The 20,855-nt window shown below is 50.3% G+C and carries 18 protein-coding genes; 12 read left to right on the forward strand and 6 right to left on the reverse strand.

The annotated features are described in order from the left end of the window. Nucleotides 1–2: 2 nt before the first annotated feature. From M0L20_RS17290 to M0L20_RS17320, 7 genes are all read left to right on the forward strand, one after another. Nucleotides 3–4,379 carry a beta strand repeat-containing protein gene (locus M0L20_RS17290; RefSeq protein WP_248478225.1) on the forward strand — a complete coding sequence of 1,459 codons (4,377 nt, stop codon included), beginning with the start codon at nucleotides 3–5 and terminating at the stop codon, nucleotides 4,377–4,379. 109 nt (nucleotides 4,380–4,488) lie between these two features. Further along, complete coding sequence (locus tag M0L20_RS17295) at nucleotides 4,489–5,535, forward strand: T9SS type A sorting domain-containing protein (RefSeq protein WP_232562193.1); 1,047 nt, start codon at nucleotides 4,489–4,491, stop codon at nucleotides 5,533–5,535. Nucleotides 5,536–5,652: 117 nt separating this feature from the next. Then, entirely contained in the window at nucleotides 5,653–5,796 is a 144-nt protein-coding gene (locus M0L20_RS17300) for a hypothetical protein (RefSeq protein WP_248478226.1), read from the forward strand. 97 nt (nucleotides 5,797–5,893) lie between these two features. Further along, entirely contained in the window at nucleotides 5,894–6,181 is a 288-nt protein-coding gene (locus tag M0L20_RS17305; protein ID WP_232562195.1) for a PqqD family peptide modification chaperone, read from the forward strand. Beyond that, on the forward strand, nucleotides 6,153–6,593 hold the full coding sequence (locus M0L20_RS17310; protein ID WP_248478227.1) for a lasso peptide biosynthesis B2 protein: 441 nt from the start codon (nucleotides 6,153–6,155) through the stop codon (nucleotides 6,591–6,593). Before M0L20_RS17305 ends, M0L20_RS17310 begins: the two co-directional genes overlap by 29 nt. Beyond that, complete coding sequence (locus M0L20_RS17315) at nucleotides 6,584–7,504, forward strand: phosphoenolpyruvate carboxykinase (ATP) (RefSeq protein ID WP_248478229.1); 921 nt, start codon at nucleotides 6,584–6,586, stop codon at nucleotides 7,502–7,504. The genes M0L20_RS17310 and M0L20_RS17315 overlap by 10 nt, the downstream gene beginning before the upstream one ends. After that, nucleotides 7,505–8,683, forward strand: a complete 1,179-nt coding sequence (locus M0L20_RS17320; RefSeq protein ID WP_248478230.1) for a nucleotidyltransferase domain-containing protein — start codon at nucleotides 7,505–7,507, stop codon at nucleotides 8,681–8,683. Nucleotide 8,684: 1 nt separating this feature from the next. On the opposite strand, the gene M0L20_RS17325 is transcribed toward M0L20_RS17320, so the two are convergent. Then, nucleotides 8,685–9,341: an arginine-tRNA-protein transferase gene (locus tag M0L20_RS17325; RefSeq protein WP_248478231.1), complete on the reverse strand. Its 657-nt coding sequence runs from the start codon at nucleotides 9,339–9,341 to the stop codon at nucleotides 8,685–8,687. A gap of 189 nt (nucleotides 9,342–9,530) precedes the next feature. Between M0L20_RS17325 and M0L20_RS17330 the strand changes: the two genes are divergently transcribed. After that, a complete protein-coding gene (locus M0L20_RS17330; RefSeq protein ID WP_248478232.1) occupies nucleotides 9,531–10,064 on the forward strand; it encodes a hypothetical protein in 534 nt (177 codons plus the stop codon). Between the two features lie 42 nt (nucleotides 10,065–10,106). Here the strand turns inward: M0L20_RS17330 and M0L20_RS17335 are convergent, their stop codons facing one another. Continuing rightward, complete coding sequence (locus M0L20_RS17335; RefSeq protein ID WP_232562201.1) at nucleotides 10,107–10,265, reverse strand: hypothetical protein; 159 nt, start codon at nucleotides 10,263–10,265, stop codon at nucleotides 10,107–10,109. A 266-nt stretch (nucleotides 10,266–10,531) separates the two neighbouring features. Between M0L20_RS17335 and M0L20_RS17340 the strand changes: the two genes are divergently transcribed. Further along, nucleotides 10,532–11,305 carry an OBAP family protein gene (locus M0L20_RS17340; protein ID WP_248478233.1) on the forward strand — a complete coding sequence of 258 codons (774 nt, stop codon included), beginning with the start codon at nucleotides 10,532–10,534 and terminating at the stop codon, nucleotides 11,303–11,305. A 208-nt stretch (nucleotides 11,306–11,513) separates the two neighbouring features. Here the strand turns inward: M0L20_RS17340 and M0L20_RS17345 are convergent, their stop codons facing one another. Together M0L20_RS17345 and M0L20_RS17350 are read right to left on the reverse strand one after the other, a co-directional pair. Beyond that, nucleotides 11,514–12,410, reverse strand: coding sequence for an SDR family oxidoreductase (locus M0L20_RS17345; protein WP_248478234.1), 897 nt, complete (start codon nucleotides 12,408–12,410; stop codon nucleotides 11,514–11,516). Between the two features lie 124 nt (nucleotides 12,411–12,534). Continuing rightward, entirely contained in the window at nucleotides 12,535–14,511 is a 1,977-nt protein-coding gene (locus M0L20_RS17350) for an asparagine synthetase B family protein (RefSeq protein ID WP_248478235.1), read from the reverse strand. A 138-nt stretch (nucleotides 14,512–14,649) separates the two neighbouring features. Here M0L20_RS17350 and M0L20_RS17355 point away from each other — a divergent pair, with 138 nt between their 5' ends. Beyond that, a complete protein-coding gene (locus M0L20_RS17355; protein WP_248478236.1) occupies nucleotides 14,650–15,351 on the forward strand; it encodes a hypothetical protein in 702 nt (233 codons plus the stop codon). On the opposite strand, the gene porU2 is transcribed toward M0L20_RS17355, so the two are convergent. Both porU2 and M0L20_RS17365 read right to left on the reverse strand, forming a co-directional pair. Next, nucleotides 15,348–18,608, reverse strand: a complete 3,261-nt coding sequence (gene porU2, locus M0L20_RS17360) for a putative type IX secretion system sortase PorU2 (RefSeq protein ID WP_248478237.1) — start codon at nucleotides 18,606–18,608, stop codon at nucleotides 15,348–15,350. The two genes, M0L20_RS17355 and porU2, sit on opposite strands and share 4 nt — an antisense overlap. Before the next feature lie 212 nt (nucleotides 18,609–18,820). Beyond that, nucleotides 18,821–19,369: a YceI family protein gene (locus M0L20_RS17365; RefSeq protein WP_248478238.1), complete on the reverse strand. Its 549-nt coding sequence runs from the start codon at nucleotides 19,367–19,369 to the stop codon at nucleotides 18,821–18,823. A gap of 292 nt (nucleotides 19,370–19,661) precedes the next feature. On the opposite strand from M0L20_RS17365, the gene M0L20_RS17370 reads away from it, so the two are divergent. Together M0L20_RS17370 and M0L20_RS17375 are read left to right on the forward strand one after the other, a co-directional pair. Then, nucleotides 19,662–20,171 carry a DUF4494 domain-containing protein gene (locus M0L20_RS17370; protein ID WP_232562208.1) on the forward strand — a complete coding sequence of 170 codons (510 nt, stop codon included), beginning with the start codon at nucleotides 19,662–19,664 and terminating at the stop codon, nucleotides 20,169–20,171. A 230-nt stretch (nucleotides 20,172–20,401) separates the two neighbouring features. Then, nucleotides 20,402–20,854 (forward strand): HYC_CC_PP family protein, encoded by a 453-nt coding sequence (locus M0L20_RS17375; protein WP_232562209.1) that lies wholly within the window; start codon nucleotides 20,402–20,404, stop codon nucleotides 20,852–20,854. Nucleotide 20,855 lies beyond the last annotated feature (1 nt).

Consider the following 20,855-nt stretch of genomic DNA (forward strand, 5'->3'; position numbering starts at 1 on the left):
GTATGAGTCGTTGTCGAGACTGCTTTACATGGGGCCTTATGATGTTGATGGCTTTTGCTTTTCAGGCGAGAGCCCAGCAAAGTGCAGCAACATGCAATACGTTTGCACCGCTTACAAGTCCAACCTTCGGCAATCTGTCAGTTACTTCCAGTCAGATTCCTGTTTTTGGGGGAGATCAGTTTGCAAATAAGGGCAGAGTTATTGATAATGATCTGACGAATACTGCTGCGTATAGTTTCTTAGTGGCGGGATCAGCCTACCTTGAAGTAAAAGACAATAATGCGACCGGGGCAAACCTGTATCCTGCGGGAACATTTGCCGGGTTTGTGGTCAGTGACAACACGATCCTTTCGGCTTTTGGAACAACAACCATTACCACATATGAAGGTAATACGTTGCAGGAGACTAGTACTACTGGTTCGCTACTAGCAACCGGTATTGCGAGTGGCCAAGCACAGCTCGGTTTTATAACAACGAAACCCTTTGATCGAATTCGCGTCACGTTCAGTGCCTTAGGCGCTGGTACTGTGAGTGTTTATTACGCCGTCGTGCAACGATATTGCGCTAGTCAGACTTTGGCCTGTAATACGCCGACCCCCGTGAATAATCCGGCATTTGCCGTTGCTGTTAGTCCGGCTAATACTGGGGTTAGTGGGGTTAATGTGGGGTCGATCAGCAACGCGAACAATGCCGTTAGTAACGACAACACTGATTTTGCCTCAGTTAATATAATAGCGAATGTGGGTACGGCTTCGTTTGCTATCAAGGATCAGGTTACAGATTATCCAGCCGGAACATTTGCTGGACTTGATATTTCCAGATCTGGCTTACTGAGTGTCGGTGCTCTGTCAGACCTGACAATATCGACGTATCTGAACGGGGTAGCTACAGGGCAAAGCGTATCGGGATCCAGCCTGCTTGCTGTTGGAAGCTCGATCCTTAACGGTACAGGGCGGCAAACGGTCGGCTTTGTCGCTACCCAGCCCTTTGATGAAATCAAGTTAACGTTCAGCGGAGTTACTATAGGGGTAACCAATATTTACGGTGCTGTTTTTCAGCGGTTCTGTGCAGGAACCCAGTTGGCTTGTAATGTACTTACACCAGTTGCGAATCCTGCTCAGCCTGTTTATGTCGATGGACGGAATACAGGCATTGACGCAACGCTTTGTGCCGCTTGTAGTATCAATAACTCACAAAACGCCATTGACAGCGACCCATCGAACTTTGCTTCAATCGAGTTGACGGCGGGTGTGGCAACGAGTGCAAGCTTCGCTGTGGCGAACGCCATCGATACCTATGCAGTGAACAGTTTTGCCGGGTTTGATATTGAAACGAATTCGCTGCTGAACGCTAACGCGCTGAGTACGGCAACTATCTCGTTGTACAATAATGGAGCGCTGGTCCAGACGGGTACCGGAAATGCGTTGATTGTTGGGGCGACAACTGGCCTGCAGGACGGTAGAAGCCGACAAATCGTTGGTATCGTAGCCAATGTTGCTTACGACGAGGTTAAAGTCACGTTTGCCCAAGTGGCCAGTGCCAACCTCGGAAGCGTACGGATTTACAGCGCCGTACTTGAAAATACGTGTACTACTTCCATCGTTTGTAACACGGCCTATAATCTAAGCAGCCCAGCATTTCCGGCCGTTATTGACGGGGCTAGAACGGGTGTAAGCGGAGCGGTTGGTGTAACACTCAGTAGCGCTAATGTGCTGAATGCGCAGAATGTTATTTCGGCCAGCACGACGGATTTTGCCCGGATCACAAACACAGCCTCTGTTGCTGCGGTAACCTCAATTGCGGTCCTTGATCCGGTCAATACATTCCCTGTAGGTACTTTTGCCGGATTTACCATAAGACGAGTCAATGGTTTAGTTGCGGCAGACCTGTTTGACCAGCTAACTGTCACTACATATCTGGATGGCGTACAACAAGAGGTCAGAAGTGGCCGTGGTGCTCTACTTGATTTGTCGGTAGCCTTGTTTGGCTCTACTTCTGGTTTTGTCAACGTAGGCTTTGCAACAACAAAGGCATTCGACGAAATTCAGCTAAGTGTTGCTCCGCTGGTTGGTCTTGGTGTGTTGGGAGGGGGGCTTGACGTATTTGGTGCCTTTATCGACACTCGTACTTCAACCGGTGGCAGTCTGGTTTGTGCGCTGAATACCAACCCCGATTTCACGGTGACTAACATCAACGTACCCGTCTCGGGCAATGTGCGCACCAACGACAACGTGCCCGCCGGTACCACCTACGGTCCCGCTGCGACGCTGATTAGCCAGCCAGGGGGCTCGACGCCTACCCTGACGCTCAACAACGATGGCAGCTTCAACTTCACCAGCGCTACGGCGGGCGTGTACGTCTACAGCATCCCCGTCTGTCCCGCCGGTACGACCACGGGCTGCCAGACCCAGACGCTGACGGTGACAGTGCTCAACCCAACAGTAACCACCAACAATCCGGTGGCTAACCCTGACTTTGCTACCATCACGGGGGCGGCCACTAACCCTACACCGGTGACCCTCGATGTGACGGCTAACGACTTACCGGGCAACACGGGCGGCAGCTTGGGCACACCCACCATCGCGGCAGGGCCAGCCAACGGGTCGGCCAGCATCAATGGCGGAGGCAACCTGGTCTACACCCCAGCGGCAGGCTTTGTAGGTACCGATGTGGTGACTTACCAAGTATGTGAGACGCCGGGTGGTCTGTGTGCAACGGCGACGGTAACGATTCGGGTCAACGCAGCGGGCAGTCCAGCGGTGGTTTCGATCAACGACGACTACGTTTCTACACCAAATGGCACGCCAGCCACGGGCAACCTGCTGGACAACGACTTGGGCACGGGCCTGACGGTATCGAACCCAGGTACGACCGTTACCTCGTCGGGTACGCTGGTGACCACCTCGACGGGCACCTTCAGCTTCACGGCGGCACCGGGCACGACGGGTCCGGCTACGTTCACCTACACGGCCTGCGACAACGCGTCCAACTGCGGCACGGCTACGTTGCATGTGCTGGTTGGTCAACCGGTAACACCGGCTCCGGTACTGTTGACCAACCCTGACTTCACGGTGACCAACATCAACGTACCCGTCTCGGGCAATGTGCGCACCAACGACAACGTGCCCGCCGGTACCACCTACGGTCCCGCTGCGACGCTGATTAGCCAGCCAGGGGGCTCGACGCCTACCCTGACGCTCAACAACGATGGCAGCTTCAACTTCACCAGCGCTACGGCGGGCGTGTACGTCTACAGCATCCCCGTCTGTCCCGCCGGTACGACCACGGGCTGCCAGACCCAGACGCTGACGGTGACGGTGCTCAACCCAACAGTAACCACCAACAATCCGGTGGCTAACCCTGACTTTGCTACCATCACGGGGGCGGCCACTAACCCTACACCGGTGACCCTCGATGTGACGGCTAACGACTTACCGGGCAACACGGGTGGCACGCTAGGCACACCCACCATCGCGGCAGGGCCAGCCAACGGCACGGCCAGCATCAATGGCAGCGGCAACCTGGTCTACACCCCGACGGCAGGCTTTGTGGGTACCGATGTGGTGACTTACCAGGTGTGTGAGACGCCGGGTGGTCTGTGTGCAACGGCGACGGTAACGATTCGGGTCAACGCAGCGGGCAGCCCAGCGGTGGTTTCGATCAACGACGACTATGTCTCTACACCAAATGCGACCTCTTCAACTGGTAACCTGCTGGACAACGACTTGGGCACGGGCCTGACGGTATCGAACCCAGGCACGACCGTTACCTCGTCGGGCACGCTGGTGACCACCGCTTCGGGTAGTTTCACGTTCACCCCCGCAGCGGGAGTAAGTGGTCCGGCGACGTTCACCTACACGGCCTGCGATAACGCATCCAACTGCGGCACGGCAACCCTGCACGTATTGGTAGGACAACCGCTGCCGGATTTGACGCCGACCATCGAATTACCGTCAAATAACTTCACTGTCTCCGGCGCGGAGTCTGTGAAAAATTTCACGGTGCGAATAGAGGAAGTTGCGGGAGGACAAACGGCTAGTGGTAACATAGTCTTTACGATTACGGCTCCGTTTGGATACTCGCTTGCTTTTGACAATTCATTGACCAATACGGCGGTCTCAGGTGGAGGTAACGTTCCGGTTGATAATACAAAGTGGACCGTTACGTCGAACAATGGATTACAGCTGACGCTGAAGATCAACGCTGGACAGTTTATCCCTGCTAGAGGAAACTCGAACATTGGGTTCACCATCACGCGTACTGTAACCAATTCGGGAACAACGTCTAATATTACGGTCAATGTGGCCGACGATGCGTCGAAAACTTACGATAGTAAGCCGGAAAATAATATTTACTCGAGAAATATTAACGCTTTGTAAACCAATGTTAGGTATCAGGTATTATAATTGTGATACCTGGTACCTTAATTAATTAAGGTGTTGGTGAAATAGCCAATAATAAACGTTTTTAATCAAAAAAGTTACAACCATGATCAGGAAGGTTTTACTAATTTTTCTATTAAGTGCAGGCGCGTGGTCTGCCAGCTACGCTCAGGATCCGTCTGTAGGTGGGATCGCTTCTGTTCCCGGTTCTATCTCAGTGGGTGGAGTAGGAACTGTTCAGGCAAACTTTGGTAACGGTAGCTCCACCGCTATTCCTCAGGCTAATAATGCAAGGTACACGATCAACCTGCCACCAAACATCGGTGTTACGGGATCGAGTTTTTCAACGACGACTACCCCGTCCAACCTAACGGTAAACATTGGCACGTATAGTCCTACTGTCGGGACGATCGTTACGGTGACCAGCAGCTTAGGTGATGTGCCAGGTAACGCTAATTACTTGTTTACACTGAACGTAGTAGGACTATCAGTGACTACGGGTACTCCCGCTCCCATCAGTATCAACGCGGTCTCGTCGCCAGCGGTGGGTACCAACCTTCCAACCAACGACAATGCCAATGGAAACATAACCGTAACAGCAGGCGCTTTGCCGGTGGGATTAGTTTCGTTTACGGCTAAAGCCAACGAAAACCGTACGGTTGATCTGGCTTGGACTACGTCTTTGGAAACAAACAACAAAGGCTTCCTGGTTGAGCGTAGTAAAGACCTGAAGTCTTTTGAAAAAGTGGATGAAATCAGTGAGGTGGCTGCCAACAGCAATGCGCAGAAGCATTACAAACTGACTGACCAGACACCTTTCTCCGGAACGAGCTACTACCGTCTGACGCAGTTCGATCTGAGCGGTAAAGCGACCAGCTTCCCGGCTGTATCGGTTGTTTTGCGTGAAGGTGCCTATGGGGTATATCCGAACCCAGTGCTTAGAGATCAACGATTTGCGCTGAGCCTGGACGAGCCCGAAACAGCCGTGGTTAAGTTCCTGAGCGCTGATGGTCGCCAGTTGCCTATTCAGAAGACAGGTGTTCAGGCCGGTAATCTGATGCTGAGAGCACAAGGTAACCTGTCCGCCGGTATTTACATCATGACCGTTGAAGAGCGCGGCCAAACCCGTCAGCACCGGATAGTGGTAGAATAGTTTCCTGGCGAGTGAGATACGGTCAATCACAATGAATTGACTTGTTCACTCAAAAGGCGTGAAAGCGGTTAATCCGTTCATCTGAAACTCATTCAAGACTTTAAGATCTTAATCATAATGAATAAGCGCATCAACCAGTCAATAATCCCTTCGGCTAAAAAAGCCTATAAAACACCCAAGCTGAAAGTGCTGGGTAACGTGAAAAAGTTAACCTTAAAAGTCGGTTCTAACACCGATGGCTTTGGCGGTACGTTCGTTTAATCGAAAAGAGTAGCCTAATTATACTAGCTTGGTTTGTCGACAACTTGACGGACCAAGCTATTTTTGTTAATTTCCAGCCTGTATCGTACTCTTTTATATGGATATTACACCCGATACCCGGATTCAGGTCGCTTCGAGTCAGTCTTCATCGGTTCTCGGTAATGAAACCGTTGTGTTAAATTACGAACTAGGTAATTATTATGAACTGAACGAGCTGGGAAGCTTTATCTGGTCACTTTTGCAGCAGGAGAAAACCCTGTCTGTAAAGGAAATCAAAGAAAGACTGCTCGACGAATTTGAGGTAGAAGAAGCCGTTTGCCAGGAGGAACTAAACCATTTTTTAGAATCGCTTCTGAATGAGAAACTCATCGAAACGACAGCCTAGTCTTGTCAGGCTAGCGGCTTTAAGCAGCCGTAGAAAGCGGTTGTTGATCGAAGCTTTTCTGACGCTGGCCGTTTACAAAGGGCTACTACTTGTTTTACCCTTCAAATTCTTTCTCAGGAAAGAACAACCCGAATCCGTTTCTTCACCGACGTTTGACGAGCAATATGTAAGCGACGTTGTTTGGGCGGTTCGTGTGGTGAGTAGCCGATTGCCACTCGGGTTTACCTGTCTGGTTCAGGCGCTAAGTGCTAAATGGTTACTAAAGCAAGATGCTAGTGTTCGTTTATGCATAGGCGTTCAAAAAAACAGTACGCAGGATTTTTCGGCGCATGCCTGGCTTGTTTATCAACGTAGAATTATCCTTGGCGAACAGGAAGGACAACCCTTTCAGCCGATTTTAGAATGGAGCTAAGTAACTACTATTACACCGCCTATGGGCTAGCCATTGGTTCTGAAATCGCGCTGCCTCAACTGACGGAAATACAGCCAACAACAGTCGATTTAACGATAAAGCGGGAGCAATTACCAGCGAGCCCGCCGTTGCATACCACGAAAGTTTACCGGAGCGGATTGAATGCCCAATTTGCCCGCAATGATTCGGATAATCTATGGCTCGATTGGTCGCCGTTGATGCGGTTTCTGGCGGTTGACGGCCATCACCTGACGCTGGACACCGACCAGACCGACGAAGAACTACTGGCGCTTTTTACCCTGAGCGAAGCGCTTGGGCTTATCCTTTTTCAGAAAGGATACTTTTTATTACACGGAAGCGCGATTCAACTCAACAACAAAGGCTTGGTTTTTCTGGGATTGCCCGGAGCGGGTAAATCAACAACCGTGGCGGCTTTTGCGCAACAGGGAGTACCCGTGCTCAGCGATGATATGGTCTGTATTCGGTTTGATGAAGCCCAGAAGCCTTTGTTGATTCCCGCTTTTTCGCAGATTAAAATTTGGGAGAGCGCCGTGGAGGGTCTACAGCTTGACAAAACAAGCCTAACACCCGTGCGGGAGGGGCTGACTAAGTTTTCCTGGCACGAGTCCGTCGCGTTTGCGGAAGAAGCCGTTCCGCTGGAACGAATTTTTGTGCTGGAGCCGCCCGATGGAGCAGAGCCTACGCCTAAACAAGTGTCAAAAAGCCAGCTCCCAATCGAACTGCTCAATCATTTTCCCTTGCCTGACTTACTGCTGACCGGCCAGTCCCTGAAAGCGTATTTTGAAAAAAGTGCTGTGATAGCGTCGTCGATACCGCTTTTTAAGCTGAACCGGCCAGCCAACTTTGCCAAACTGCACGAGTTCGTTGCGTATCTTAAAACTACCCTGTAAATGAACGCCGATCATTCTCCCGAAATCCGGTTGTTGCAGCTGGTTTGCACGACGGATGTGCCGGTAGAAAAAAAAGAACAGTTGACTCGTTTTTTAAGCGAATACAAACTTGATTGGGATCGGTTGTACAGACTGGCCGACCGGCATCGGCTTACGCCTTTTTTGTACCAATCGCTGCAAAGCCTGCCGAACGTTCCCGATTCATTAGTAGCAGCTCTCCGGACTAGCTACCAGGTTGCAGCAGCTGATAACATGATCAAGTTGCACCAGTACCGACTACTTGACAAACTCCTGACCGACAACGGTATTGCGCATATTGCCTTCAAAGGTATTTACCTGGCCGAGCATTGCTACCCAGTGGGAAGTCTGCGGATTAGCGGAGACCTTGACGTGCTGGTTCGCGTGGAGGACGCCTTCAGGACCATTGAACTGTTACGCGCCAACCAGTATGAGCTGAACCAAAAACACACGCTTTACTACCAGGATGGTGAGCAACGTTTGTTGACCGAATTGTCGGAGGTGAGCTTGTTTAAACCTTTTTTCAATAACAACTATTTCGACGTTGACCTTCACTGGAAACTGCTGTGTTTCAATAAAGATTATGCCTCCTTTGCACTAGACGACCTGCTGGCGCAGACTGATTACCAGACAGAAGTACAGGTTATTTTGCTGGTGACCCACCACGGCGTGACAAATATCTGGCAGCAGTTGTATTACATCAATGATCTTTATTTTTTGCTCAAAGACAAGGATATTAACTGGTCGTGGCTATTGGCGGAGATGCGCCGTTATGGCATGGAGCAAATTTTTCTGGTCGGTCTGTACTGGTGTCAGCAAATCTGGAAATTACCGGTACCCGCATCTGTGCAGACATTGGTAGACGCGGAAAGTGTACGACAACTGGCAGCTCGTTACGAAAAAAACTGGGAAGCCGACGAGCCGCTAGCTTTCAGTAAGCTTGTGCTGAGCCAGATGGCCTATTTTTCGAAAGCGCAAACGCAATTCGGTAAGCGGCTGCGCATTTTCACGACCTTTGGCACGAGCCGCGTATTTCGGGCAAGTACGTTTAAAGTCGGTAAGCAGCTGATTTACGTTCCGAAAGAGCTTGGGTTCGTGACCGTATTTGTTCGGGCGATGCGTTCCTTGTCCCGGTTTTTTCCGGCTACCCGCTCAGCGTAGGTCACGGGTAAAAACCTGCCTGCATCGCGATGGTCTCCCAGGAAAAAGGAAGCCACTGGCCGCTACCGTCATCGAACACTTCGGTAGCTGATTCGCAGGCGAACAACTTATAATCGAACTTAGGGTAATTGTTGACCAGGTAGCCTGGGTAGTAGTAGATCTTGTGGTTAAGCCGGGCGTGATTGATTTTCTGGAGCATCAGGAATTTTCCCAAGCTCTGTTTGCGGTAGGCTGGATGGTAGAAATTCATAATTCCCGCAATGCTTTCCAGACCAGCATCGAAGATCCCGGCGGCAATCAACATGCCTTTATCGCGTACTTCAACAACGTTCGTATCAAACAAATTATAGGTAGCACCAGCCAGTAGGCAGGACTCAACCGATTCGGGAGCATCAAAATCGATGGACTGTCGATAAAGGCTATACAACCCTTCCAGTTCCTGAGTAAGTGAGAAAGGTTTTACCGATACCGAATAGCTTTCGTTTATGCGAAGCAATCGACGTTGTTTTGTTCCGAACTGCACATTGGGCAGCACAAGACGCAGCCAGTGCACCGAATAAAATGTATCATCGAAAAATACGTAGCGACAGGTAAACAGATCCTGCTGCATTCGAAAATAGCCCTTGCTAAGGCAAAAATCTAATTTACTTCCTTTCATTGTTGGCAGGCTCGTTCATCATTAGTTGATGCGTAGGTTAAGTTAAGCCCGGCGGCCTAAAAATCCCAATCTTTATGCGTCTAATTACCGAGACACGCATGTACGAGTTGATTGATAAGGTGGCATCCATCACGCAGCGTTGGGCATAAAAATATGCGTTAACTGCTGGATAAGTACGACATTTGCGGTATGAAACATTCACGTTTACTCTTGCTCGTCACCGGTTTGCTCGCGGCCTGTGGCGGTTCCGAACAAAAAAAGGACAAACCCACCGAAGTTATAGCATCCACCGCCGATTCGGTTGGTGCAGCACCGAAGCGCCAGAACTGCCAGTCGATTATAGGAGCCGAACGATTGGGTAAAGCCAACGAGTATCAGGAGTCGGCGAAACCGCTAAAAGTTACGATTACGCTAGAGCAGGATACCAGTGCAACGCAAACGACCAAGGGCTGTTACTTTAATAATATGGTTACGGTGCTGGCGACCAAAAAGTCAGGGAGCCGAGTGTTCAAGCGAACGCTGACTAAAGACGACCTGGTGTACTTTACCAAAAACGATACACCCATTGAAGAAGCTGTCCTGCAAAATACGCTCTACAAACCAACCTTCAACGGGCAGAAATACATTACGCTAACCATGCGGCTGATGGAGCCGGTTAGCAAGAAAACGTCGGACTATACGGTTTATATGAATTATTTCGGAGAGATCGTTAAGGTACGCTAGGCGCTATCCTTGAAGGTTTTTGCCAACGCTTTTTGGCCGTTATCAGACTGGAATCCCCAAATGACGAAGGACCGTCTGAAGCTTTTTCCAGACAAGTCGTTGATCGTTGGTGCTAACGGCTGGTGGCGTGCTGGTGGATGAATTTGGTATAACTGGCGTTCGGTATTGCTTTAAATTGTGTTTGTTACGTTGAGCTTTCATGTGGATGAGCGTCTTTTTTGTAAGAACTTCTTTAGTCTTGTTAGGGGTATCCATCTAATGAATTTGTTTATTAAACGCGCTTAAATGTTTTCAATGGTAATTTTTTGTAAACTAAAAAAGGCGTAGTATTTATCAAGTGCAGACTTGTTGATAGATGGGATAAGGCCTATAAAGCAACGGTTAGCGGAGCCCGTAAGCTCACTAACCGATCAGGGGGATGCGTATTGTTCACATAACGGGTTACCTACTGAAAAGCCTGCTCCGTTATGCAAAAATCCGTTCTGCGCGTTGCCCCTGCGCTGTTTAGCTTTCTTCTGTTGTTAAGTTGTGGTGGCGATAACACATCGTCGAATGTTCAATCGCCCGGTGCGGAAAAAGCGGGGAAAACCAACGTTCTTGAAGCGGGCGCTGATCTTCTTCAGGACAAAACACCGCTCTCTAAGCTCAATATGTACCTGGATGGTTTTCACTTCTACAACGGAGACACAAAGGCCCAGATGGAAGCGCATCACTACTGTACTAAAATCAACGAGGACCTGACCCAGTGCATTATTTACGACGGGAACACCGACAAGGCGAAAATCATGGGAGTCGAGTATATCGTCTCCGAAAAGCTGTTCAAGACGTTACCAGCCGAAGAAAGAAAGCTTTGGCACAGTCATGTCTACGAAGTGAAATCGGGCGAACTGATTGCACCGGGTCTGCCCGACGTGGCGGAGCATGAACTGATGGAGGAGTTGGTATCGACCTATGGCAAGACATTTCATACCTGGCATACCGACCAGGATCTAGCCCTGCCGATGGGGCATCCGCTAATCATGATGGGGTTTACCAAAGACGGTATGCTTGACCCAACGATGCTGAAAGAGCGCGACGAACGGTTTAAGGTATCAAGCGAAGAAAAAAGGAAAAATCGGGCCGACATCCCAACGCCCGCTATTCAACCCGGAGCTAATGCCTGGCAACAGGGTGAGATTCGTCAGCTGAAAATAGACAATACCGCGCAAGGCGGCCACCATCATTCGTCTCCCAATCGATAGGCGAGTTGAGCTAACAGATGCTCTTCGGTGTCTTTAGAACGAATCAGGCTACGTCCGGGTAATTATGACAGTACCGTAGCCAGATCCACCAATGCGGATATTGGTCAATCTGGCTACGGTATCATGCCTTATACAAGGCTTAGTCGGTCTCAATACACGTTTTCGCTTAACAAGGGCAAATGTCTTGTTATCGTTATGAGCGCAATACTTATACCATAGGTTTACCGCCCGTAACTCCGTAAATCATTCCGGTGATGTAACTTCCTTCCTGTGAGGCTAGTAATACATAAACTGGAGCTAATTCGATGGGTTGCGCCGGACGCTTGAAATAGCTTTCTTCGCCGAATTTCTTGAATTTCTCTTCCGGCATGGTCGATGGAATCAGCGGTGTCCAGACGGGGCCGGGGGCTACCGCATTCACCCGGATTCCCTGTTCGATAGCCGCTTCCGCAAACGCTTTGGTGAAGTTGGCAATAGCCGCTTTGGTGGCTGCGTAGGCCAGCAGTTGTGAACTCGGCTGATACGCTTGAATCGACGTGGTGTTGATGATCGAACCACCGGGTTTCATATATTGCATGGCCGCCTTGCACAGGTAAAACATGGCGAAAACGTTGGTTCGAAACGTTCTTTCGATTTCATCCGACGCTACCTCGTCAATCGATTCGCGGGCCATTTGAAAAGCGGCATTGTTAACCAGAATATCCAGTTGCCCCCATTCATCAATCGCTTTCTGGATCAGTTCCTGGCAGTGCGCTTCCTCTTGAATATCGCCCTTGACGATAATGGCTTTCTGGCCTGACTCCTCTACCAGCCGCGCTGTTTCCTGAGCGTCTTTATCTTCCTCCAGATACGAAATCAAAACATCGGCTCCTTCGCGGGCATAAGCCAGCGCGACGGCCCGGCCAATACCGCTGTCGGCACCGGTAATGATTGCTTTGCGACCCGTTAATTTGCCACTGCCTTTATAAGATTGTTCGCCGTAATCAGCCATTGGGTTCATTTCGTCGTCCCGACCGGGATAATCGATTGCCTGCTGCTGCTCAAAAGGCGGTTTTGGGTACTGCTCACGTGGGTCCTGACTCTGGGTTAGATCTGTTGTTGCCATGAAATTTGCGGTTAAACTATACTCGGCCTAGTTGCCATTCACTGTCTACATTGAGATATCCTAAACAGTGACTTATTTATTTAACCGGCCAGCGCCGAAAAGGATTAGCCTAATTTGACGGTAGTTAGCGAATGGAACCTGATTCGTTCGCGTCGTTTCGTAGCGAAGAGAGCCAGAGCGAGAGGTAAATGATGCGGCTGAGCAACCAGTTGTAGCGGGTTTTTTTGACAACCGGAATGCGTGGATTGAAAACAACGTCAACGATTTTTGTGAACACCGTGCGGTCGATTATGCCCCATATCGGATGACCTGGCGTCGAAAAATGATCGAAAGTTGCCTTGTACAATTGCTGAGCTGACAGATTACCGTACTCGACGAAATTAGCTTTCGTTAGCCGTGAGGTAATGGCCGCTGGCAGAACGTCTTTCAACCCGTGGCGGATTAAGCCGCGTCCGCGCCCGTTGTCGAAGCCGACAGCCAACGGAGTTGCCAGCCCGATCTCCAGGACGTTTCTGTCGAAGAAAGGAAACGAATACTGATGACCGTAATGAGCGCCGATGTGGTTAAGCTGTTCATTGCAGATGACGTTCGTCGTATTCAGAATCTGCCGGACGGGTTTGTTAAGTGACGTCTCCAACGAAGTCGTCAGCTCTTTGGTTGTTTGGCCTAGCCCTGGCGAAATACGTTTCTTAAAATCGACGCTAAGCGCGTTGCTGATGAGCCGTCGATGAGCCAGTTTATCCATCACCCGTTTGTAGACGTGTGCTACGAGTGCCGTTGTGGAAAGATTGAACGCCTTCTTTTGCGTTCGTAGCGTCTGCCAAACATCACCGATGGGCCGGGTCTGGAGCTGCTTTTTCAGCTTTGTACCCAAAAAGTACACGATGTACTTCTCCAGCTTCGCCCGGTCAGGAAGGCTGGACCAGTTGGGGCTTACGTAAGATAGATTTCGCTCGCTAGGTGAGATAAATTGCCGACAGGCGAGTAGCAGCGCTTCCCAATCCTGAGCGTCGAATAACTCATCTAAAAAGTCGAAACTGTGGGTGACAACGCTGTCGCCGTCGTGGCCCGTCAGGATGATGTCGCAACCCAACTGCTGTGCTTCCAGCGAGACGCTCAGGTGAAAACTGGACGGAATAATGAAGTGCTCCGGTCGGTCGAAAAGCCGGTTGATGGTCAGGACGGATTCGAGCACATCGGCCACGGGACGAACCGTATGCTGTTGCATCGGGTGCTGAGCCAGTACCGCCCGCACGTATTCGCTCTCGTCGGCGGAGGGCTGTTGGGTGTCGATGGTAAACGTATGCAGCGCGGGTTGGCTCTGTTTTGTTAGCAGCGACTGCGCGACGCAACTAACGGACGAAGAATCCAGCCCACCACTCAAATGAGCACCAACGCCAATTTTTCCCTTAATGCGCCGGTCAATAGCGGTCGTAAAATAATCATTGAAAACCGATGCATACGCGTCTGTTCCGTTGAGGCCGCTGAACCGCGAAAGATTTATGGTCCAGTAAGGTCGTATCTGTAGCTGGTCGGCCGTAATCTGAACGGAATGGCCGGGAAGAACGCTGTAAATACCTTCGTAGAATGTCTCTGCGCTGTACGGTACATAATCGGCGATCCACGTCAGGTATTCGCTGAATTTGTGTTCGTTCGGGGTAACGACGACTTCCGCCAACGCCAACAGTGCTTTTATCTCGGAGGCAAACGCGAAAAAACGACCTGCCTGATGCACGTAATACAGCGGCTTCACACCCAGTGGATCACGTCCGCAGATAAGCATCTGCTGGGTGGTATCCCATACGACAGCGGCAAAATCACCGTTTACCTGATCGAGGAAAGCCGGACCGTTGTCGCGATAAGTTTGGACAAAGGACTGAGTTGACGGTCCAGCAAAAATATCGGCATCGGCAGTCGTGTAAACAGGGGAGGACGACGCTTGACTGACCTCAATATCTCCGCCAAAATTCAGTAAAATTCCCTGATCGATGGTTCTGCTAGTCACTTTGCCCCGATGCGCTAACCGGTTTGCCAGTTTCGTTGCATCGGCTACATCAATAGCTTGACCATCAAATCGAATTATTCCAGCGATTCCGCCCATTCTTGGTACTAACTGAGAAGGTTGACAAACTACTTCTTTCGTATCTTCGCTCGGCTTAAACAGCCAGTTAACCTAACCGGGGCAATATACACCAGTTTGCTAGTTTAAGCCACCGCCCGTTACTAACCAATTCCGACTATGCTCATAAAAGGCCGATTGTACGCGTTCATTTTACTGATTTTTCTCGGTATCGGTGAAAGCTGTCAGCAATCGTCGACCGTTCCTGTGCCTGCCGATACCGCTTATTTCCCGCTGCAAGTGGGCGATTACTGGATTTATCAGGTGACACAGAATGCGTACTCATCTACCAATCCCGTTGCTGAGCGTGTGTACCAGGTGCAGGAAAAAATTAGCAGTTCGTACACCCAGAACGGGCAGGTTTTTTTTCTGATGGAAGAATCCGTTAAAACGTCGTCGCAACCGGATTGGCAACTGACGGCGATTCGCACCGTGTACAAAAACCAGTCGGAAGTCGTTCGGATGGAAAACAACGTGCCGGTCGTCAAGCTGCTATTCCCGATTGCCGCCACGACGTCATGGAACACAAATATTTACAACGCCAGACCCGATACACTGCTTCATTACGAAGACAGCGGACGTTCGTTTACGCTTGACACGCGTCGTTTCGACAACACCATTTCGGTGGTTGGTACCAACGATTCAACCTTGATCAGCCAGCAGAAAAATCGCCAGGTGTATGCGCCGAATGTCGGTTTGGTTTACCGCGAAAACGTGTCGCTGGCGTACTGCCAGGCGTCGCCCGATTGCATCGGGAAAGGTATTGTTGAATCCGGGACCCGTCAGAAGTGGGTACTGGTGTCGAGCAACCACCTGCCTTAAGGCTGCCAGAGCACTTTGCCCGTGAACAGCTGGGTTCGGCCATCCTTCCAGGTTAGCTGCAACTGATAGGGATACAAACCGGGCACTGCTCCTTGCCACAGAACCGTATTCTTGCCCGTCAATAGGGGAACAGTACCCTCGAACACCCGCTCTCCAGATGTATTGTACACCATCAATTGTGATGCTATAGGTAGGTCCTGTGCATTCAGCGTAAGTTCGAATTTCGCGTAGGTCGAGGCCGGATTCGGATACGTTTGTATCGTAATGGGTTCGTCAGCACCAAGGGTCGTCAGGTTAACGATGTAGGGCGGTTGGGTTCGGTTACCAGCGGCATCTTTCCCGATAACAATAAGCGTATAGGTCGTATTGGCTTTGAGCGTTACGCGGGTTGATACCCGGACCTGATTGGCCGATATAGCGGTGTTGGTAGCCTGAGCGTATAGTCTTTGCTGAGCGCAGGTCGCGCATTCTTTCAGGTAAAGTTCTACCGCGTTGGTGTCGCCCGGTGTTAAGGCGTTTTCGTCGGTCAAGTAAATGTCGAGTGTCGGATTTGTATCGACTACCGCTCCGTTTTCTTTGATCGCGCCGTTGATAAAAACGGTCATCGTCGGGCTGACCACGTCAGGAAGCGCGTCGGCGGGGTAACTGCTGCTCACTTCCGCTCGTGCCCAATCGATGCGTAGACTGGCGCTGTTGTTGGCTTTGTCCAGTTCCGTGATCTGATTGGCAGGATCGATCACAACATCAATTTGGCTAAGAGTTGCTTCTTTGGGAATCGTATACGTCAATGTATCACGGTACCGAAAGGCATCGAAGCGAAGCGTGGTGGCTGATGTTCCGGTGTTCGTTGTTTTTTTGAGCGACAGTGTCACGGGCTGGCCGGAAGCGAATCGTCCCAGGTTAGCCAGTGGAATAACAACGCGGACCGAATCGCTATTTTTGATCGAACTACCCCCCACCGAGGACTGAAGATAGATTCCTTTCTGACCAACCGTGTAATCGGGATTGGGTAACGGATACAGACTTAGTGCAGGGTCGCCCTGAAGGACCATTTCGAGCATGACCGATGTATCATACAGGTCGATGCCTTCTTTTTCGGCGGCCATGTTAAGCCGTTGCTGCACTTTTCCGAACGGCATACCCAGTGTAGTTGGATCGGTGTACAGGCTGGCATACAAGCGGGACAGGTACTTGCTGGTAGGTTGCTCGAAGCTCAGGTAGGAATGGGCGAGCACGAGTGCCGAGCCTTTTTCGGGAGCCAGCAGCCAGTCGGTGGATAAGGTAGTGAAGCGGGAGAAAATCTCACCGACTCCGCAACCGTTGAAAATCATAAGCGGGTAGACCTTGTTGCGGTAACCATTTTCCAGCGGAGAGGCAAACCCAAAGTTCATGTCTGTAATGGACGGACCCGCGTGTCCGAAAAACGTAATCAGGCCGACTCCATCGTTGACGAGTGGCGTAATATTGAGCGGTTCGACTTCTTCGTAGGTGTTGTTTTTGCTAAAGGCGTTCACCTGCCCACCCAAAAGTCCATTGGTAAACACATCACCCAACGTACTCAGTGCACCGCGCAGACGTTGGGCTTCTTCTTTGCTTTTCCCTCCGCTGATGTGAATGATGTTCTTGCGCCACAGACCGTTAGGAGTTGTGTTTTCTAATTGTTTAACTTTCTCCAGATACGCAAAAACCTGCTCGTTCGCCGTAACGTTGAGACGCCCCGTAGGAATGGCGGGTGTGTTGAGCGAATAGCCGTTCAGCCCGGCGGTCAGCAAAATATCCGAACCTGGATAGCCAATAGTCGGTACCAAATCGTCGGGGGCCGTTTTGACGAAGTAAGGATAGCTGCACGCCTTGCCAATCAGCAGCAGGTTTTTGATCGGCGCTTGTGCCAGCATAAAATCCGCGAAACGCCGGAGCGCCAACGGACTTTTTTCCCCGTAATTAAACTGGTCGTACAACGAATCGGCAAATACAACCAAGGGCTTGTGACTGCCGCCCTGGTCGGAAGCGCGGTAATTTGCATAAGCTACCGCCGATTGCTGTAGCGTCGAGTGGGTAAGAATCAGGTAATCGGCAGTCGTTGAGAAGGTGCTTTTAAAGTGCACCGCTTTAATCGCCAGCGGTTTTTCGATTTGATCCGTAACCAGAATTGTTCGGCTGCGTGTGGCTCCATCAACCACGATGGTCATTTGATCACCTGCTGCTAGTGGATTGACGTACCGGCAATTGAACTTATCAGTAATGTCGTACGCCACAATCGCCGACGGAGCGCCTTTTATGGACAGCAAGGCCGTTGCCGATGATTTCGCCGGAATGCGAAAGCGCTTAGACCGCTGGCCTGTCATGTCCAGCGCCTGCGGGTAGGAGATCTTCGCGTAGGTGATGGAAAACGTATTGAAGAAGCCGACGCGTTCGCCTTTGAATGTCAGCCGTAGCTGGTCGCTCTTAAGGCTGGAGGGGGAAATCTGCTGCTGGAAAAGCTGACTCGTAAAGCCCGAAAAGTTGAGCGTAGCCAGTGGGTTGCTAGCGTCCTCATCCTGCGTTACCCGTACGGTATGGTTCGAATAATCACGGCCATTCACCATAGCTTCCAGCGTGATCGGCCAGTTGGCAGCTACTCGGTTCGTTAACGGCAACTGAACCGTTCCGACGGAATCGATGGTAAGCAAGCGGCCTGACCAGCCTTCGCCGGGTTCGTAGTAGCTGTGCTGTAACAAGGGTTCTAGCCCTTTCAGCGGATTGAACGTGTATTCGCTGGTGAATGCCTGAACGGTTTCCTCGACGTGAAACGCTTCGGCGGTGAGTCCTTTCGCCGAAAGATTCAGCTCAGGAATGCGTTTGCCCGTTACTGACGGACTACTGGTAAGGAAATAAGCGGTTTCATCCGAGAAGAGACTTTGGTAGGGGTGCAGCCGTTTTTGGGGACGGTATAATAAGGAGTCCTGGCTACCATCGTTTCCTTCGCCGTAAAATTCCAGGTAATCCTGACGATCAAAGCGACTATCCTGCTGGCCGACCACGCGAAGGGCTACCTCCTGGCCTCGAAAGAACAGCTGCCAGTTGGCCGGATTCGTTGGTAGAAAGGAAGGGTCTGCTGCCTGGATGTCCTGATACGAGATCCGGTATACGCCCGCTTTATTTACCGAAAATTTCAGGTACTTCTGATCCGGCCTGATCCATTCATTGCCGAACGGATGCTGGGCCTGTAAAGTCAGTACGTTAACCAAAAAATACACGAAAAGTAGCCCTTTTCTCATAGACGATTGAGCGTAATCACCAGTGCGGTTGTTTCCTTCAAAGATAAGAAGAACACCCGAAATTAACGGTTACTACAAGCCGTGTACATGAGATAGTGCTGACGGTAAAAGTTTAACGTTAGGCGTCTTGGACGAAAAAAAGCCCATCAATGGCCACGCTCGGATAGAACGTAGCCATTGATGGGCCTTACTCGATATATAGTGGAGTGGGACTATGCTTGTTTCGTAACCTGAATGTTCATAACCAGCCGTACGTCGTCGCTTACGACAACGCCACCGGCTTCAGTTACACCGTCCCAGGTAAGGCCAAATTCTTTGCGTTTGATAACGCCCGTTACTTCGAAACCAGCCTTAGTCTGGCCGTAGAAGTCCTGCATCTGTCCACCGTATTCCGCTTTCAGCGTTACGGATTTGGTAACGCCGTGTAGCGTCAGGTCGCCCGTCAGGTCGTAGGTGTCGTCACCTGTTTTCGTAAACTTCGTGGAGGTAAAGGTCAGTTGTGGGAATTGCTCAGCATCAAAGAACTCCGCTGATTTCAAGTGGCCATCGCGCTGTTCGTTGCCTGTGCTGATGCTGGCAATATCGGCTGAGAACGTAATTTTAGAATCGTCAAAGTCATCGCCGACCATTTCCAGTTTGCCCTCGTACTGGCTGAATAAACCGGTAACGGTTGATACCATCAGGTGTTTTACTTTAAACTGAACTTCAGAGTGCGAAGGGTCAATGACCCAGGTGGTGGCGGTGGTTGCTTGTGCTTCCATGATACTTTGAGTTTTGGTTATCGTTTAGCTAATGCTTGTATCTGCATTTAATGTATATACACGTAATTTAAAAAAAACGTTTCACTACGCTAAAAAAATTTGAGCAATGTATTAAAACGGCGCTGCGCTCATCCTTTAAGCGTGCCCAACCAGAAAAATTTACGGTCTAGGAACAAGGTTCAAGCAATGAAAATCTTATTCGATGAAGAGCGCTACCGTATGGGATTTGCCCAATTTTTAGGCACTTTTGCCCCCTGTTTTCTGTTTTGTCTATGTATTAAATCACTAAAAAATGCCTAACTGGTTCCTCGGAAAAATCCGTTATCAGCAACCCATTGATGATACCAATGTGGGAACGCGGAACGAAGAGTTTATCAAGCAAAAAACCGTTACGGAGGCTTATCTGGTCGATGCCATTAGCTATACCGATGCTGAAGCCCGGCTTTATCAGGAGATTGCCGCCAATACGCCTGACTTCGAGATTACCGACATCTCCCGCATGAAACTCGCGGATGTATTGCATCATGAAGACGGTGGCGAAACCTGGTATAAAGTGAAGGCGATGTTTATAACCGAAGACGAAAAAACGGGGAAACAGAAAAAATCGCCAAGTTTAATGCTCGTCAACGCCGAAAATCCGAAGCAGGCTTACGAACGCGTCGAACTTAGCCTGAAAACGGCGCTCGATCCGTTTGAGGTGACCGACGTAAACACAACGAAGATTCTGGATATCTTCCCGTATAGCGAAGAAGAAAAACGCAATCTGCGCCCATTAAATGAAGTCATGGAAGGTGCGGAGTAGCGTTCTCTCCATGGTGACGAAAAGCGGGCCGACAGTTATTGTTGGCCCGCTTTTTTGTTGCAAACCCGTTGCCGTAGTCAAAAAGATACCTTGACCGGGTTTGACTTTTGTCCGTAAACGACCGCTTACGAAATGCTTTGTTATATAATTACAAAATAGCATTGCACAATTATGAAGTTCTCGCGGGCGGGTTTGCTTTTATAAGGAACCCGTTTTACTTTTGAGCCACTATGAAACGCACTCTGTTCCAGCTGCTCAACCTACTAATGGCCTGTGTCATACTGCTCAGCAGTACGGGATTTGGTCTGGTGGAGCATACGTGCCAGATGCGCGGAAAGAAAAAGACAATGGTGGTCGCTTTTAGCGATGCTAAAGCGCAGACGGGTTGTGCCGATCGTAAGCAGTCCATTCTGTCGGATCAGACTATCATCAAGAAAACCGAATGCTGCCAGGACGATCAGCGCTACGAAAACGTAGATGTTAGCTCGTCGCTGAGTCAGTTGGTTGCCAAGTTCGTCAAGACGGTCACTGAGTCGGTCTTAGCGGGGGTCACCGTTGTGCTGGCTTGGCTTGTTGATTGGGTTTTTGACCGCAACGCATCCGTAGCGGCTACGATTTCTACGGACCCTCCTTCGCCATCCGGGCGCGAAATTCTGACGCTTGTTCGTAGTCTCCTGATTTGAT

Source organism: Spirosoma liriopis (genome assembly GCF_023196085.1).
GTDB classification, from domain to species: domain Bacteria; phylum Bacteroidota; class Bacteroidia; order Cytophagales; family Spirosomataceae; genus Spirosoma; species Spirosoma oryzicola.